General features: G+C 71.1%; 14 protein-coding genes. 12 read left to right on the top strand and 2 right to left on the bottom strand.

Annotation, left to right across the window (positions count from 1 at the left end):
• Window positions 1-157: 157 nt before the first annotated feature.
• Entirely contained in the window at window positions 158-655 is a 498-nt protein-coding gene (locus tag ACLHRZ_RS23515; protein ID WP_087926944.1) for an inorganic diphosphatase, read from the bottom strand.
• Between the two features lie 91 nt (window positions 656-746).
• On the opposite strand from ACLHRZ_RS23515, the gene dacB reads away from it, so the two are divergent.
• The 6 genes from dacB (at window position 747) to folE (ending at window position 8,445) form a co-directional block, all read left to right on the top strand.
• Window positions 747-2,207, top strand: a complete 1,461-nt coding sequence (dacB, locus tag ACLHRZ_RS23510; protein ID WP_490420466.1) for a D-alanyl-D-alanine carboxypeptidase/D-alanyl-D-alanine endopeptidase — start codon at window positions 747-749, stop codon at window positions 2,205-2,207.
• 235 nt (window positions 2,208-2,442) lie between these two features.
• Entirely contained in the window at window positions 2,443-3,576 is a 1,134-nt protein-coding gene (locus ACLHRZ_RS23505; protein ID WP_490420465.1) for a zinc-dependent metalloprotease, read from the top strand.
• Window positions 3,577-3,776: 200 nt separating this feature from the next.
• Window positions 3,777-4,799, top strand: a complete 1,023-nt coding sequence (tilS, locus tag ACLHRZ_RS23500) for a tRNA lysidine(34) synthetase TilS (protein WP_490420464.1) — start codon at window positions 3,777-3,779, stop codon at window positions 4,797-4,799.
• A 92-nt stretch (window positions 4,800-4,891) separates the two neighbouring features.
• Window positions 4,892-5,431, top strand: coding sequence for a hypoxanthine phosphoribosyltransferase (hpt, locus tag ACLHRZ_RS23495; RefSeq protein WP_171083878.1), 540 nt, complete (start codon window positions 4,892-4,894; stop codon window positions 5,429-5,431).
• 258 nt (window positions 5,432-5,689) lie between these two features.
• Window positions 5,690-7,696: an ATP-dependent zinc metalloprotease FtsH gene (ftsH, locus tag ACLHRZ_RS23490; RefSeq protein WP_490420463.1), complete on the top strand. Its 2,007-nt coding sequence runs from the start codon at window positions 5,690-5,692 to the stop codon at window positions 7,694-7,696.
• A 140-nt stretch (window positions 7,697-7,836) separates the two neighbouring features.
• Complete coding sequence (gene folE / locus ACLHRZ_RS23485) at window positions 7,837-8,445, top strand: GTP cyclohydrolase I FolE (RefSeq protein ID WP_490420462.1); 609 nt, start codon at window positions 7,837-7,839, stop codon at window positions 8,443-8,445.
• Window positions 8,446-8,488: 43 nt separating this feature from the next.
• On the opposite strand, the gene ACLHRZ_RS23480 is transcribed toward folE, so the two are convergent.
• Window positions 8,489-9,598 (bottom strand): alpha/beta hydrolase, encoded by a 1,110-nt coding sequence (locus tag ACLHRZ_RS23480; RefSeq protein WP_490420461.1) that lies wholly within the window; start codon window positions 9,596-9,598, stop codon window positions 8,489-8,491.
• A gap of 180 nt (window positions 9,599-9,778) precedes the next feature.
• Here ACLHRZ_RS23480 and ACLHRZ_RS23475 point away from each other — a divergent pair, with 180 nt between their 5' ends.
• The 6 genes from ACLHRZ_RS23475 to ACLHRZ_RS23450 all read left to right on the top strand — a co-directional run bounded on the left by ACLHRZ_RS23475 (window position 9,779) and on the right by ACLHRZ_RS23450 (window position 14,871).
• On the top strand, window positions 9,779-11,629 hold the full coding sequence (locus ACLHRZ_RS23475) for a phosphatidylglycerol lysyltransferase domain-containing protein (RefSeq protein ID WP_490420460.1): 1,851 nt from the start codon (window positions 9,779-9,781) through the stop codon (window positions 11,627-11,629).
• A gap of 115 nt (window positions 11,630-11,744) precedes the next feature.
• On the top strand, window positions 11,745-12,608 hold the full coding sequence (folP, locus tag ACLHRZ_RS23470) for a dihydropteroate synthase (protein ID WP_490420459.1): 864 nt from the start codon (window positions 11,745-11,747) through the stop codon (window positions 12,606-12,608).
• Window positions 12,605-13,084 carry a nuclear transport factor 2 family protein gene (locus ACLHRZ_RS23465; protein ID WP_490420458.1) on the top strand — a complete coding sequence of 160 codons (480 nt, stop codon included), beginning with the start codon at window positions 12,605-12,607 and terminating at the stop codon, window positions 13,082-13,084. The genes folP and ACLHRZ_RS23465 overlap by 4 nt, the downstream gene beginning before the upstream one ends.
• Window positions 13,085-13,367: 283 nt before the next feature.
• Window positions 13,368-13,727, top strand: a complete 360-nt coding sequence (gene folB, locus ACLHRZ_RS23460; protein ID WP_490420457.1) for a dihydroneopterin aldolase — start codon at window positions 13,368-13,370, stop codon at window positions 13,725-13,727.
• Window positions 13,724-14,317: a 2-amino-4-hydroxy-6-hydroxymethyldihydropteridine diphosphokinase gene (gene folK / locus ACLHRZ_RS23455; RefSeq protein WP_490420456.1), complete on the top strand. Its 594-nt coding sequence runs from the start codon at window positions 13,724-13,726 to the stop codon at window positions 14,315-14,317. Before folB ends, folK begins: the two co-directional genes overlap by 4 nt.
• A gap of 62 nt (window positions 14,318-14,379) precedes the next feature.
• Window positions 14,380-14,871 carry a DUF3180 domain-containing protein gene (locus ACLHRZ_RS23450; protein WP_490420455.1) on the top strand — a complete coding sequence of 164 codons (492 nt, stop codon included), beginning with the start codon at window positions 14,380-14,382 and terminating at the stop codon, window positions 14,869-14,871.
• Window positions 14,872-14,991 lie beyond the last annotated feature (120 nt).

Raw genomic sequence — 14,991 nt, 5'->3', positions numbered from 1 at the left:
CCGGGGCGGCGGCGGTTCGGCACCGCCGGACTGCGCCGCGGTGGCTGCGCGCCGTTGCGGCGGGGATGAAGAGGCGGCGCCTCTTCACTCCGTGCAGTGACTCGGCGGTGTGGTGTCGGGGTACCCCGACACCACACCGCCGAGCCGATCCGCAGGATCAGTGGTGGGCGCCGCCCGCGGCCTCAAGGCGCTTGTAGGAGGCCTCGATCTCGGCCTCGGCCTCGGCGCGGCCGACCCAGTCGGCACCCTCGACGGACTTGCCGGGCTCGAGGTCCTTGTAGACCTCGAAGAAGTGCTGGATCTCCAGGCGGTCGAACTCCGACACGTGGTGGATGTCGCGCAGGTGCTCCACACGCGGGTCGTTCGCGGGAACGCACAGCAGCTTGTCGTCGCCGCCGGCCTCGTCCGTCATGCGGAACATGCCGATGGCGCGGCACTTGATGAGGCAGCCGGGGAACGTCGGCTCGTCGAGGATGACCAGGGCGTCCAGCGGGTCGCCGTCCTCGCCGAGGGTGTTCTCGACGAAGCCGTAGTCGGCCGGGTAGCTGGTCGAGGTGAAGAGTCGGCGGTCCAGACGGATGCGACCGGTCTCGTGGTCCACCTCGTACTTGTTCCGCGAACCCTTCGGGATCTCGATGGTGACGTCGAACTCCACGGGTGGCTCCTTCATGATCAACACATACGTCTGGTGATGCGGTGATTAAGTGTCCCCCACGCAGTGGTGTGGTGGCGAAAGGGGCTGGTCCATGGTGCCCGAGGTGCTGCGGCGGCAGGCCGGGCGATGGCGGAACATCCCCCGGGCGCAGCGCCGTACCGTTCGGTTCGTCGCGGCGTCCGCCGTCGCCGGTCTCGTGGTCGCGACCGGCGCGGTGGCGGCCGCCGGTCCCTGGGACTCGGGCCAGCGTAAGGCCGAACGGGAACGCGCGGTTGCCGCTGCGCGGGCGGGTGGCGAGCATCACGCCGGCGGAGACCCGTCCTCCGCATCCGCGCCGCCCGTTCTGGGGACGCTCGGCGCGGGCCGGCCGCCGGTCCGCCCGGCTCTCGCCGCGGCCCTGGAACCGCTGCTGCAGGACCCCGCGCTGGGGACGGCGCACGCGGCGTCCGTCATCGACGTGCAGTCCGGCGACGAGCTCTACGGCACCGGGCAGGACGTCGCGTACACCCCCGCATCCACGATCAAGCTCGCCACGGCGGCGGCCGCGCTCTCCGCGCTCGGCCCGGACCACCGCATCGAGACCACGGTGATGGCGCCGCGATCCGGCGGCATCGTCCTCGTGGGCGGCGGCGACCCGACGCTGACGGCGCTCCCCGCACAGGGCGAGGGGCCGCGGTTCGCGAGCCTGCGCGACCTGGCGGACGCGACGGCGAAGGCGCTCGAGGCGCGGGGGACGAGCCGTACGAAGCTGGCGTACGACACGTCGCGCTACTCCGGGCCCGTACTGCACCCGATCGGGCCCAACGAGAACATCGCCCCCGTCACGGCCCTGATGGTGGACGAGGGCCGCCTGGACGGCTCGGACAAGGGGCCTGCCGAGCGTTCGGCGGACCCGGCGGGCGATGCGGCCCGCAAGTTCGCGGAGCTGCTGCACGAGCGGGGCGTCGAGGTCGACGGCGATCCGGCGGAGGGCCGCGCGGACGCGTCCGCGCAGCGCATCGCGGCGGTCTCCTCCGCGCCGCTGTCGGCGCTGGTCGAACGGGCGCTGACCAACAGCGACAACGACATCGCCGAGGCGCTCGCCCGGCAGACCGCTCTGGCGTCCGGGCAGCCGGCGAGCTTCGAGGGCGCGGCGAAGGCGGTCACCGACCGGCTGGGGAGGCTGGGCCTGCCGGCCGGTGCGGCGAAGATCGCGGACGGCAGCGGCCTGGACCGCACGGACCAGGTCCCGGCGGCCCTCCTCTCCCGGATCCTCGCCCGCGCCGCGGACCCCGCCCACCCGGAACTCCGCCCGGTCCTCACGGGCCTCCCCGTGGCCGGCTTCACGGGCACCCTCCGCGACCGGTACGCCTCCGGCGACGGCAAGGGCGTGGTCCGGGCCAAGACGGGCACCCTGACGGGGGTGAACACCCTGGCGGGCACGGTCGTCGACGCCGACGGACGCCTGCTGGTGTTCGCCTTCATGGCGAGCGGCACCTCGGACGCCGACGCGGCCCAGCGCGCCCTGGACCACTTGGCATCCACCTTGACGGGGTGCGGCTGCCGGGGCTGAGGCCGGCCGGCACCGCCGGGCCGCGCTGTCGTGGCCGGGCGCCGTCGCGGCGGGGTGAAGAGGGCGGGCCTCTTCGCTCCGGGCCCGCAGGGCTGAAGGGCGTCCGCGCCCTTCGAATCCGCCGCAACGGTGCCCGGCCACGACGGTGCCGTCCGCACCGGTCCCCGCGCAGCGGCCCGGCGCGGGCGCGGCAACCCCTCACCCCTGGCCGTGCGCAGCACGTACCGTGAAAGCCATGACGAGCATCGGTGATGCGGAGATGGTCGACTGGAAGCTCGCGGTGGCCACCGCGACGCGCCTGGTGAAGCCGGGGCCCGAGGTCAGTCGGGACGAGGCGCGCGAGGTCGTGGCGGAGCTGCGGCGGCACGCGAAGGCCTCGGAGCGGCACGTCCGGGAGTTCACGCGGATGACGTCGGCGGGGGAGGGCGCCGACACCCCGGTCCTTGTCGTGGACCGGGCCGGCTGGGTCCGGGCCAACGTGGCGGGCTTCCGCGCGATCCTGGGCCCGCTGCTGGAGAAGATGCAGGACCGCCGCGGCAACGTGCCCGGCGGCGCCGTCCTGGGCGCGGTCGGCGGCAAGGTGACCGGCGTCGAGCTCGGCATGCTGCTGTCGTTCCTGGCCTCGCGCGTGCTGGGCCAGTACGAGACGTTCGCCCCGGCGAGCCGGAGCCTGCCTGGCGCCGCGGCGGGCGGCGGCCGGCTGCTGCTGGTGGCCCCCAACATCGTCCAGGTCGAGCGCGAGCTGGAGGTGGACCCGCACGACTTCCGGCTGTGGGTGTGCCTGCACGAGGAGACGCACCGCACCCAGTTCACGGCGGTGCCCTGGCTGCGCGACCACATCGAGGGGGAGATCCAGGCGTTCCTCGGCGAGACCGAGGTCGACCCGGTCACGCTGCTGGAGCGGATCCGCGAGGCCGCGCAGTCGCTGGCGGGCGGCAGGCCGCCGGAGGAGGACGGGGAGGCCCGCGCGGCCGGCAGCATCGTGGAGCTGGTCCAGACGCCCGCCCAGCGGGAGATCCTGGGCCGTCTGACGGCGGTGATGTCGCTGCTGGAGGGGCACGCCGATTATGTGATGGACGGGGTCGGGCCACGCGTCGTACCGTCCGTCGTCGAGATCCGGGAGAAGTTCCAGAAGCGCCGGGCCACCGGTGCCGGCCGCCTGGACGCGGCCCTGCGCAAGCTGCTGGGCCTGGACGCCAAGCTGCGGCAGTACCGTGACGGTGAGCGTTTCGTCCGGGCCGTCGTGGACGAGGTCGGCATGGAGGGCTTCAACCGTGTGTGGACGTCGCCGAACACGCTGCCCACCAAGGCCGAGATCGCCAAACCGGCGGACTGGATCGCGCGGGTGCACCGGCATCCCGAGGGATGAGCCGATCGCGCCCCGTGACGGATGAACGCTCCCGTAATCACCCGTCCGAGGGACCGTGTGCCAAGGGTGGGCGTGCGATGCTCGGGTAAAGGCTCATCTCTGTCACCATCGACGCACACAGCGTGACGGAACCCGGGGGCCCGTACTGCAGTCGTGCGGCTCCCGCACCCCCCTCCAATGGAATGATTGGACACACGGACATGGGTCCACACCCCGCGGTCGCGGCGATACGCCTGGCGGTCCGCCGCGTACTCCACGACGTCCTCACCCTGACGCCGCCCGCCGCAGTCCCCTCCGCCGCCGGTGACCGGTCGCCGCTCGTCCTGGTCGCCTGCTCGGGCGGCGCCGACTCCATGGCGCTCGCCTCCGCCCTCGCCTTCGAAGCCCCCCGGCTCGGCATCCGGGCCGGCGGCGTGACCGTCGACCACGGCCTCCAGGAGGGCTCCGACCTCCGGGCCTCGGAGGTCGCGATCAGGCTCGCCGCCTTCGGCCTGGACCCCGTGGAGACCGTGGCGGTGGCGGTCGGCCGGGACGGCGGCCCCGAGGCCGCCGCCCGTGACGCCCGCTACGCCGCCCTCGACGCCGTCGCCGACCGGTACGGCGCCTCCGCCGTCCTCCTCGGCCACACCCGCGACGACCAGGCGGAGACGGTGCTGCTGGGGCTGGCCCGCGGATCCGGCATCCGCTCCCTGTCCGGCATGGCCACCGCCTCCGGCGTCGGCGGCCGTTACCGCCGCCCCTTCCTGGGCCTGGACCGCCAGACGGCCCGCAAGGCGTGCCTGGCCCAGTCGCTGCCCGTCTGGGACGACCCGCACAACACCGACCCCGCCTACACCCGCTCCCGGGTCCGCCACGAGGCCCTGCCCGTCCTGGAGAAGGCCCTGGGCAAGGGCGTCGTCGAGGCCCTCGCCCGCACCGCCCAGCTCTCCCGGGACGACGCCGACGCCCTCGACTCCTGGGCCGCCGCCGTGGAGCCCTCCGTGCGGGACGACGCCGGCGGCCTGGAGGTCGCCAAACTCTTCGCCCTGCCCCCTGCCGTCCGCCGCCGGGTCATCCGCCGCGCGGTCATCGAGGCGGGCTCCCCGGCCGGTTCGCTCTTCGCCCGGCACATCGAGGAAGTCGACCGGCTGATCACCGGCTGGCGCGGCCAGGGAGCGATCAACCTGCCCGGGCGCGTCGCGGTTCGCAGGCAGGGTGGCAGACTGGTCCTTCGGCAGGGCTGATCCGAACGGTGCCGAGCGAGTCTCGGAGCCGGCCTTCCGGAAGCCAGATGAGCCTTAACCAAGCGAGAGTGGCGCGGGTGGACGACAAGGACATGGGCACCGACCTGAAGTCGGTGCTCATCACCAAGGAAGAGATCGACGCGAAGCTGGCGGAGCTGGCGGCGAAGATCGACGTGGAGTACGCGGGCAAGGACCTGCTCATCGTCGGTGTCCTCAAGGGCGCCGTGATGGTGATGGCGGACCTGGCGCGTGCCCTGTCCAACCCCGTCACCATGGACTGGATGGCCGTGTCCTCCTACGGCGCGGGCACCCAGTCCTCCGGTGTGGTGCGCATCCTCAAGGACCTCGACACCGACATCAAGGGCAAGCACGTCCTGATCGTCGAGGACATCATCGACTCCGGCCTGACCCTGTCGTGGCTGCTGTCGAACCTGGGTTCCCGTGAGCCCGCCTCGCTCAACGTCGTGACCCTGCTGCGCAAGCCGGAGGCCGCCAAGGTGGCCATCGACGTCAAGTGGGTCGGCTTCGACATTCCGAACGAGTTCGTCGTCGGTTATGGTCTCGACTTCGCGGAGAAGTACCGCAACCTGCCCTTCGTGGGCACGCTCGCGCCCCACGTCTACGGCGGCTGAACGCGGACGGCCCCGGTACCACCGGGCCCGACGGAGGGACGGGAACCCTTGCCGGGTTCCCGCCGTTGGAGCAGGGCAGGACGGCTTTGTTGACCGTCTGCGGCGGCATCGGGTGACAATGCTGGGGTACCGTCCGAAGGTAAGTCTTTTCTTTTCAAGCTTTCAAGGTCGACAGGACACCGCACGCACTGGCATCCCGAACCGGGATGACCGTGCCTCACTGTGGCAGGAGGGACGGGGCGTACGCGCCCCGTATGGATGGACGTGAAGCGCTACTTCCGTGGGCCGGTCATGTGGATCGTGCTGGCCGTCCTCGCCGTGGTCGTGTTGATGCAGGTCGTCGGCTCGTCCGGCGGCTACAAGTCGGTGGACACCAGTCAAGTCATCCATGCGATCGACAAGAACCAGGTGAAGTCGGCCGAGCTGACGACCGGCGACGAGAACAAGATCAAGGTTGAGCTCAAAGACGGTGTGAAGGTCAAGGGCTCCAGCAAGATCCAGGCGAACTACATCGGCGACCAGGGCGTCGAGATCTCCAAGGATCTGCAGGCCAAGGCCGATGACGACGACCCGAAGACGCTGCCCGACGGGTACAACGTCTCGACGTCGAAGCAGAACCCGTTCGTCGGTGTGCTGCTCTCGCTGCTGCCCTTCGTCCTGATCGTCGTGGTCTTCCTGTTCCTGATGAATCAGATGCAGGGCGGCGGCTCCCGGGTGATGAACTTCGGGAAGTCCAAGGCCAAGCTGATCACCAAGGACACCCCGAAGACCACCTTCACCGACGTGGCCGGTGCGGACGAGGCCGTCGAGGAGCTCCACGAGATCAAGGAGTTCCTGCAGGAGCCGGCGAAGTTCCAGGCCGTCGGCGCCAAGATCCCCAAGGGTGTGCTGCTCTACGGCCCGCCCGGTACGGGCAAGACGCTGCTCGCGCGCGCCGTCGCCGGCGAGGCGGGTGTGCCGTTCTACTCGATCTCCGGCTCCGACTTCGTCGAGATGTTCGTCGGTGTGGGCGCCTCCCGGGTCCGCGACCTGTTCGAGCAGGCCAAGGCCAACGCCCCGGCCATCGTCTTCGTCGACGAGATCGACGCCGTCGGCCGGCACCGCGGCGCGGGCCTCGGCGGCGGTCACGACGAGCGTGAGCAGACGCTGAACCAGCTGCTCGTCGAGATGGACGGCTTCGACGTCAAGGGCGGCGTCATCCTGATCGCGGCCACCAACCGGCCCGACATCCTCGACCCGGCGCTGCTGCGCCCGGGCCGCTTCGACCGGCAGATCGCCGTCGACCGCCCGGACATGCAGGGCCGTCTGGAGATCCTCAAGGTCCACCAGAAGGGCAAGCCGGTCGCCCCGGACGTCGACCTCGCGGCCGTCGCCCGCCGGACCCCCGGCTTCACCGGTGCCGATCTGTCGAACGTGCTGAACGAGGCCGCCCTGCTGACGGCCCGCAGCGACAAGAAGCTGATCGACAACCACATGCTGGACGAGGCGATCGACCGCGTCGTGGCCGGCCCGCAGAAGCGGACCCGGATCATGTCGGACAAGGAGAAGAAGATCACCGCGTACCACGAGGGCGGTCACGCCCTGGTCGCGGCGGCCTCCCCGAACTCCGACCCGGTGCACAAGATCACGATCCTGTCCCGCGGCCGTGCGCTGGGCTACACCATGGTCCTGCCGGACGAGGACAAGTACTCGACCACGCGCAACGAGATGCTCGACCAGCTGGCCTACATGCTGGGCGGCCGCGCGGCCGAGGAGCTGGTCTTCCACGACCCGACCACGGGTGCGGCCAACGACATCGAGAAGGCCACGACCACGGCCCGCGCGATGGTCACCCAGTACGGCATGACCGAGCGCCTCGGCGCGATCAAGTTCGGCTCCGACAACTCCGAGCCCTTCCTGGGCCGTGAGATGTCGCACCAGCGCGACTACTCGGAAGAGGTCGCGGCGCTGGTCGACGAAGAGGTCAAGAAGCTGATCGAGACCGCGCACAACGAGGCGTGGGAGATCCTCGTCGAGAACCGCGACGTGCTCGACAACCTCGTTCTGGCCCTCCTGGAGAAGGAGACGCTGAACAAGGAGGAGATCGCCGAGATCTTCAGGCACGTGGTCAAGCGCCCGGCCCGCCCGGCCTGGACCGGCTCCTCCCGCCGGACCCCGTCCACCCGCCCGCCGGTGCTCTCCCCCAAGGAGCTCGCGCCGAGCAACGGCGGAGTGAACATGGAGAAGGTCGAGCTCCCGCAGGACGGCCCCGGCACCGAGGGCTGATCCGCCCGGCCCCCGGGCCCGGAATGGATGCCGCGTCACCCAGGTTTTAGCCTTGGGGGCGCGGCATCGCGCTTTTCTCCCGATCCGCACGCGTGCACACGTCGTCGCGCAGTAGAGAACCGAGAGAACGAGGCAACTCCATGACCGACCCGGTGACGCTGGACGCCGAGCACTCCGTCGGCGAATTCGACGAGAAGCGGGCCGAGAACGCCGTCCGAGAACTGCTGATCGCGGTCGGGGAGGATCCGGACCGCGAGGGGCTGCGCGAGACGCCGGCCCGGGTGGCGCGCGCGTACAAGGAGATATTCGCCGGCCTGTGGCAGGAGCCGCAGGACGTGCTGACCACGACCTTCGACCTGGGCCACGACGAGATGGTGCTGGTCCGCGACATCGAGGTCTACAGCACCTGCGAGCACCACCTGGTGCCGTTCCACGGAGTGGCGCACGTCGGGTACATCCCGGCGACGAGCGGCAAGATCACGGGCCTGTCGAAGCTGGCCAGGCTGGTGGACGTCTACGCCCGCCGCCCTCAGGTGCAGGAGCGGCTGACGACGCAGATCGCCGACTCGCTGATGGAGATCCTCGAACCGCGCGGCGTCGTCGTCGTGGTCGAGTGCGAGCACATGTGCATGTCCATGCGGGGCATCCGGAAGCCCGGCGCCAAGACGCTCACGTCCGCGGTCCGGGGCCAGCTGCGCGACCCCGCGACCCGCGCCGAGGCGATGAGCCTGATCATGTCGTCCCGCTGAGGGGACGGGGCGCCCCGAATCCGGGCGCCCCGGGCAGTGGCCGTCAGGCGGAGAGCCGGCTGCCCATCCACTGCAGCGTGCCGGGGATCTCCCGGCGCCACGTGTTGAAGTTGTGGCCGCCGCTGTCGAGGATCATCGACGAGACCCGGGTCGGCTTCTTGGCCGCCAGCTCGATGAACTTCTTCGTGTCCTCGTAGTTGTGCTCGCCCTGCTTGCTGCTGGTCACCAGCAGCGAGACGGGCGGCAGCGGCTTGTTCTTCAGCCGCCAGAACAGGTCGTTCTCCTTCTCCAGCTTCTTGCTGCCGCCGAAGAGGTCACCGGTGGTCGGGTCCTGGAGGGCCTTGTAGTAGCCGGACAGTGCGGCCGCGGCGCCGTAGGAGTCGGGGTGGCGCATGGCGAACTTCAGCGCGCAGTAGCCGCCGGTCGAGTCGCCGATCATGCCCCAGTTGGCGGCCTTGTCGCCGATCCGGTACTGCCGGCTCAGCGCCTTGCGCAGGTCCTTGGTGAAGAAGGTCTCGGTCTGGGGGCCGTTGGGTATGTCGATGCACTCCGTGTCCCGGGGCGGGGCGACGGTCGGCCGCATCATCACCAGGATGGTGGGCTGCATCTTCTTTTCCTTGGCCAGCTTCTGCGCGGTCTGCGGGTAGTGCAGGCCCTTGTAGAGCGCTTCCGCGGTGCCCGGGAAACCGGTCAGCACGACCGAGGCGGGAAAGGTCTTGTGCGCGTACTGGGGCTGGAAGTACTCCGGCGGCAGATAGACGTAGGCCGGGCTGCTGATCCTGGACTCCATGCCCCGGACGTTGACCTTCTCGACCTTGCCCGCGATGCGCGGCACCGTGCCGTGACCCTTGAGCTGCGCGACACCGACGACCTGGACCGGATTGTTGCCGGCGCTGTGGTCGACGACCACGCCCTCGCCCTTCTCGAGGCCGAAGAGGTCGGCCCAGGAGGCGAAGAAGCCGAAGGACTGGTTCGCCCACAGCCCGATGGCGGCGAACATGGTCAGCTGGGTGGCGAGCAACATGCCGACCCGGCCCAGGACGCCTCCGACGCTCTTCCTGCCCAGGCGGGGCCAGAGCCAGATGGTCAGAGCGAAGAGCAGTACTGCTGCCACGATGGCGAGCAGCAGAACCGCCATGCTGGTGAGACCCATGAGGTGCTTTCTGCCGTTTTCTGCCGAGCGACCCGGTCCCGGGTCGCGGAATGGTTACTTCTTCCCGGGCTTGGCCCCCGGCGGAACCTCAGCCCCGAAACCGTCGTCCTACAGGGCGCACATTGTCCGGGCACAGCCTCCACATGGCGCAGGCCCACTCGACATGGACGACGGGAAGAGATGTCTGTCAGGGTAGATGGCAAAAAGTCCGACGAGGTTCCTCAGGGACCCAAGTGGCTGTCGGGGCTTGCGCGTATCGCCAAGGGGCCTAGGCCGGAGAAGGTGCCCGCCGTCGTGGGCACCGTCGCGGCGCTCGTCGGCCTGCTGAACATCGCGTCCGGTGTCATCCCGCGGTTCCGCTGGAGCCGGGCCCACACGTTCGCCGAGGTGCTGCCCGGTACGGTGACCCAGCTGGCCGCGGCCGGCTCGATCATCGTCGGCATTCTGCTGTTGATGCTCGCCCACGGCCTCAAGCGCGCCAAGAAGCGCGCCTGGCAGGCGGCCGTGCTGCTGCTGCCGCTCGGTGCGGCCGCGCAGCTGATCTACCGCCACAACCGTCCGGGCGCCGTTCTCTCCATTCTGCTGTTCATCTACCTTCTGCGCCACAAGAAGTCCTTCGCAGCGCTGCCGGACCCGCGCAGCCGCTGGAAGTGGGTGGCCAACCTGATCCTCATGGGCGGCGTCAGCTTCGTCCTCGGCTGGATCATCGTCGGCGCGCACCCGGACCAGATGGTCGGCGACCCGTCGGTCCTGGAGCAGGTCGAGCACGTCGTCTGGGGCCTCTTCGGCTTCGAGGGCTCGATCCGCTACACCGACCACGTCGACTACACCGTCGGCTACTCCCTCGGCGCCCTCGGCCTGGTGACCGTCGCCACCACCGCGTACCTGGCCTTCCGTCCCGAGTACCCGGCGGCCGTCCTGACCGACGCCGACGAGGACAAGCTGCGCGAGCTGCTGGACAAGCACGGCGCCCGCGACTCGCTCGGCCACTTCGCGCTGCGCCGCGACAAGAGCGTCGTCTTCTCCCCGAGCGGCAAGGCCGCCGTCTCCTACCGCGTCGTCTCCGGCGTGATGCTCGCCAGCGGCGACCCCATCGGCGACGTCGAGGCCTGGCCGGGCGCGATCGAGCAGTTCATGGAGCTGGCCAGGAAGCACTCCTGGACCCCGGCCGTCAACGGCTGCAGCGAGACCGGCGGCGAGGTCTGGACCCGCGAGACCGGCCTGGACGCCCTGGAGATGGGCGACGAGGCCATCGTCGACGTGGCCGACTTCAGCCTGACCGGCCGCGCCATGCGCAACGTCCGCCAGATGGTCAAGCGCATCGAGCGCAACGGCTACACCACCAAGGTGCGCCGCGTCGGCGACCTCTCGCCCGAGGAACTGGCGGTCGTCCAGAAGGCGGCCGGCGCCTGGCGCGACACCGACGAGGAGCGCGGCTTCTCCATGGCGCTGGGCCGGATCGGCGACCCGAAGGACCTGGACGCCATCATCGCCACCGCCCACCGGGACCCGGAGGAGGGTGAGGAGGCCCCCTTCGGCGACCTCAAGGCCATGCAGCACTACGTGCCGTGGGGCAAGGACGGCAGCTCGCTGGAGCTCATGCGCCGCGACCGCAGCGCCGACCCGGGCATGAACGAGCTGCTGATCGTCGCCTTCCTGCAGGCCGCGCCCGAGCTCAAGATCAAGCGGCTGTCGCTCAACTTCGCGTTCTTCCGCTCCGCCCTGGAGCGCGGCGGCAAGCTGGGCGCGGGCCCGGTGGTGCGCATCCAGAGCAAGGTGCTGATCTTCCTCTCGCGCTGGTTCCAGATCGAGTCGCTGTACAAGTTCAACGAGAAGTTCCGGCCCCGCTGGGAGCCGCGCTTCATCGTCTTCCCGAACAACCGCGACCTGCCGCGCATCGGCTTCGCGATGATGCAGGCCGAGGGCTTCCTGGAGCTGCCGAGGCTGCTGCGCCGCCGCCCGGCCGCGCCCAAGCCGTCCGGCCTGGAGTCGCACGTCGGCGACCCGGAGGAGGTCACCCGCGCGGCGTGACGGCCGCGCACGACGCCACGGCGAGGGCGCCTTCCCCGGCAGCGGGGAGGGCGCCCTCGCCGCATGTCGGACCCGGGCCCGTACCGACCCCTCGGGCACGCCCTAGGCTGGGTGCATGAGTACGTTGCGCGGCCGTACCAGGCCGGTCGGACTGCCCGAGTGGGACCGTTGTGCGGTGATGGGCGTGGTCAACGTCACGCCCGACTCGTTCTCGGACGGCGGGCGCTGGTTCGACCCTGCGGCGGCCGTCAAGCGCGGCTTCGACCTGGTGGCGGGCGGCGCCGATCTGGTGGACGTGGGCGGCGAGTCGACCCGGCCGGGTGCGGTGCGGGTGGACGAGGGCGAGGAGCTGCGCCGGGTGGTCCCGGTGGTCCGCGAGCTGGCCGGCGAGGGCGTGGTGGTGTCGGTGGACACCATGCGCGCGAGCGTCGCGGAGGCGGCGATCGAGGCCGGTGCGGTGCTGGTCAACGATGTGAGCGGCGGTCTCGCCGACCCGGCGATGGTGCCCGCGGTGGCGACGGCCGGGGTGCCCTTCGTGGTGATGCACTGGCGGGGCTTCAGCCAGGACATGAACAGCCGGGCGGTCTACGGGGACGTGGTCGGCGAGGTGCTCGGCGAGCTGCGGCAGCGGGTGGACGCGGTGGTCGCGGGGGGCATCGAGCCGGACCGGATCGTGGTGGACCCCGGGCTGGGCTTCGCCAAGAACGCCGGGCACGACCTGGCGCTCGTCGCCCACCTGGGCCGGCTCCGCGCGGAGCTGGACCTGCCGATGCTGGTGGCCGCGTCCCGCAAGCGTTTCCTGGGCCGGGTGCTGGCCGGGGAGGCGGGTGATCCGCCGCCCGCCCGGGAGCGGGACGCCGCGACCGCCGCGGTCTCGGCCCTCGCGGCCCGCGAGGGCGCCTGGGCGGTCCGGGTGCACGAGGTCGGGGCCAGCGCGGACGCCGTGCGGGTGGTACGTGCCGTGGAGGGAGCCGCGTGACCTCGGTCCCGACGGACAGCGAGCAGGTCGAGCGGGCGAACACCGCGCTGTACGAGGCGGTGGAGCACGGTGACACGACGGCGATGGACCGCCTGTGGCTGGACGACCCGGAGGTCGAGGTGTCGTGCGTGCACCCGGGCTGGCCGGTGCTGCGCGGGCGCAGCGAGGTCCTCCGGTCGTTCGCCCTGATCATGGCGAGCACCGAGTACATCCAGTTCTTCCTGACGGACGTCGAGGTGGCGGTGGCCGGTGACACGGCGCTGGTGACCTGCACCGAGAACATCCTCAGCGGCGGCCCGGCCGAGTCGGAGGGCGAGCTGGGGCCGCTGGTGGGCCAGCTGGTCGTGGCGACCAACGTGTTCCGGCGGAGCGGCGACGGGTGGCGGATCTGGTCCCACCACGGTTCCCCGGTCCTGGCCAGCGAGGACGAGGAGGAGCCGGAGGACGGGGAGAACCCGGGACCGCCGGCGGCGTGACGCGGAACGCTTCGGGGCGTGTCCGGGGCCTGTCCGGAGCGTGTTCGGGGCGTCAGTGTGAGGGATATGTGATCACTCGTTCGAGCTGAATGCGGGCCGGGTAAGGGTGGATCGCGGGGCCTCCGGGTAAGCGCGGCGGGAGTCGGCTAGCACCGCGCGCGCTCCTTGTCCATAGCCCCCGTGGGCGAGCGCTGTCGGTGCTCGCAGGTAGATTCGAAGTGGGCGACCCGGCCCCGAGGGGATGGGACGCACCCCGTCCCGACGACCAGCAGGAGTGATTCGTGTGGATCGTGTCGCGCTGCGCGGCTTGAAGGCTCGCGGCCACCACGGGGTCTTCCCCCGCGAACGCGAGGAGGGCCAGACCTTCATCGTGGACCTGGTGCTGAGCCTGGACACCCGGCCCGCCGCGGCCTCCGACGACCTCACGAAGACGGTCCACTACGGGATCGTGGCGGAGGAGGCCGCCGCCATCGTCGAGGGGGAGCCGGTCGACCTCATCGAGACGCTCGCCGAGCGGATCGCCCAGCAGTGCCTCAAGCACGATCCGGTGCGGGAGGTGGAGGTCGTCGTGCACAAGCCCGACGCCCCGATCACCGTGCCCTTCGACGATGTGACGGTCACGATCACCCGGAGCCGAGTATGAGCAGCAGCGACCCGACCGTGCAGCCGGTGCCCGCCTCCGTGGTGGAGCAGGTGGATGCCGCCGATGTGACGTTGAGCAATCCCCAATGGGCCGTGATCTCCCTGGGCAGCAATCTGGGCAACCGCCTGGAGACCCTGCAGGGCGCGGTCGACGCCCTGGAGGACACCCCGGGCCTGCGGGTGAAGGCGGTGTCCCCGGTGTACGAGACGGAGCCCTGGGGCGTGACCCCGGGCTCGCAGCCGTCCTACTACAACGCGGTCGTCCTGGTGAGGACGACGCTCCCGCCGGATTCCCTGCTGGAGCGCGGCCACGCCATCGAGGAGGCCTTCGAGCGCGTGCGCGACGAGCGCTGGGGCCCGCGGACGATCGACGTCGACATCGTCACCTATCAGGACGTGATCTCCGACGACCCCCGGCTGACGCTGCCGCATCCGCGCGCGCACGAACGTGCCTTCGTGCTGGCGCCGTGGTACGACGTGGATCCGGAGGCTGTTGTTCCGGGCCATGGCCGGGTGGCCGAACTGCTGGACGCGCTCGGCCGCGAGGGCGTCGAGCCCCGGGCCGACCTGGAACTCCGACTGCCCGACTGATCGTTGGGCGTGGTGGACTCTCCCGTACACGGGACCGAAGGACGATGAGGAGCGACGGACAGGTGAAGCAGCTGCGGATCGGAGTGCTGGCCGGCCTGTTCGTCGTGGCCGGGGTGGTCTCCTGGGGCGGCGCCCGGCTGTGGGACGCCTTCGGCACGCTGCCGAGCGTGCCCGTGGCGGCTCCGATCGTCCTCGCGGTCATCGCCGTGGTCCTCGCGGCGACGGCCCTCTCGCTGCGCGCCCGGCTGCGGGCACAGCGCGAGCGGCGCCCCGGCGCGAAGGGCGTCGACCCGCTGGTGGCCGCCCGCGCCGTCGTCTTCGGCCAGGCGAGTGCCCTGGTCGCGGCCCTGGTGGCCGGCATGTACGGCGGCGTCGGCGCCTTCCTCCTCATCGACGGCGTCCAGGCCCCGGCCCGCCGCGACCAGGCGATCTACGCCGGCGCCTCGGTCCTGGCGGGCGCGTGCGTGATAGCGGCGGCGTTCTTCATGGAGCGCGTCTGCAAACTCCCGGAAGACGAGGACGAGGACGGCAACGGGGGCGCGACCCCGGCCTGAGCGCTCCGCTGGAATGCGGTCCGGCGGTGCCGACCGTCCGTGGTTGTTCGCGCAGTTCCCCGTGCCCCTTACGGGGCGCTGAGCGATGCCGTGCCCCGTAAGGGGCGCGGGGAACTGCGC

This window comes from Streptomyces sp. AM25, assembly GCF_058146165.1.
This window is presented reverse-complemented; position numbering and strand designations above follow the sequence as displayed.

Bases quoted from the DNA above. Each gene is read 5' to 3' on its own strand.
- folK (WP_490420456.1), top strand. From the start codon at position 13,724: ATGAGCAGCAGCGACCCGACCGTGCAGCCGGTGCCCGCCTCCGTGGTG.
- tilS (WP_490420464.1), top strand. From the start codon at position 3,777: ATGGGTCCACACCCCGCGGTCGCGGCGATACGCCTGGCGGTCCGCCGC.
- ACLHRZ_RS23505 (WP_490420465.1), top strand. From the start codon at position 2,443: ATGACGAGCATCGGTGATGCGGAGATGGTCGACTGGAAGCTCGCGGTG.
- folE (WP_490420462.1), top strand. From the start codon at position 7,837: ATGACCGACCCGGTGACGCTGGACGCCGAGCACTCCGTCGGCGAATTC.
- folP (WP_490420459.1), top strand. From the start codon at position 11,745: ATGAGTACGTTGCGCGGCCGTACCAGGCCGGTCGGACTGCCCGAGTGG.
- hpt (WP_171083878.1), top strand. From the start codon at position 4,892: ATGGGCACCGACCTGAAGTCGGTGCTCATCACCAAGGAAGAGATCGAC.
- ftsH (WP_490420463.1), top strand. From the start codon at position 5,690: ATGGACGTGAAGCGCTACTTCCGTGGGCCGGTCATGTGGATCGTGCTG.
- dacB (WP_490420466.1), top strand. From the start codon at position 747: ATGGTGCCCGAGGTGCTGCGGCGGCAGGCCGGGCGATGGCGGAACATC.
- ACLHRZ_RS23480 (WP_490420461.1), bottom strand. From the start codon at position 9,598: ATGGGTCTCACCAGCATGGCGGTTCTGCTGCTCGCCATCGTGGCAGCA.
- ACLHRZ_RS23475 (WP_490420460.1), top strand. From the start codon at position 9,779: ATGTCTGTCAGGGTAGATGGCAAAAAGTCCGACGAGGTTCCTCAGGGA.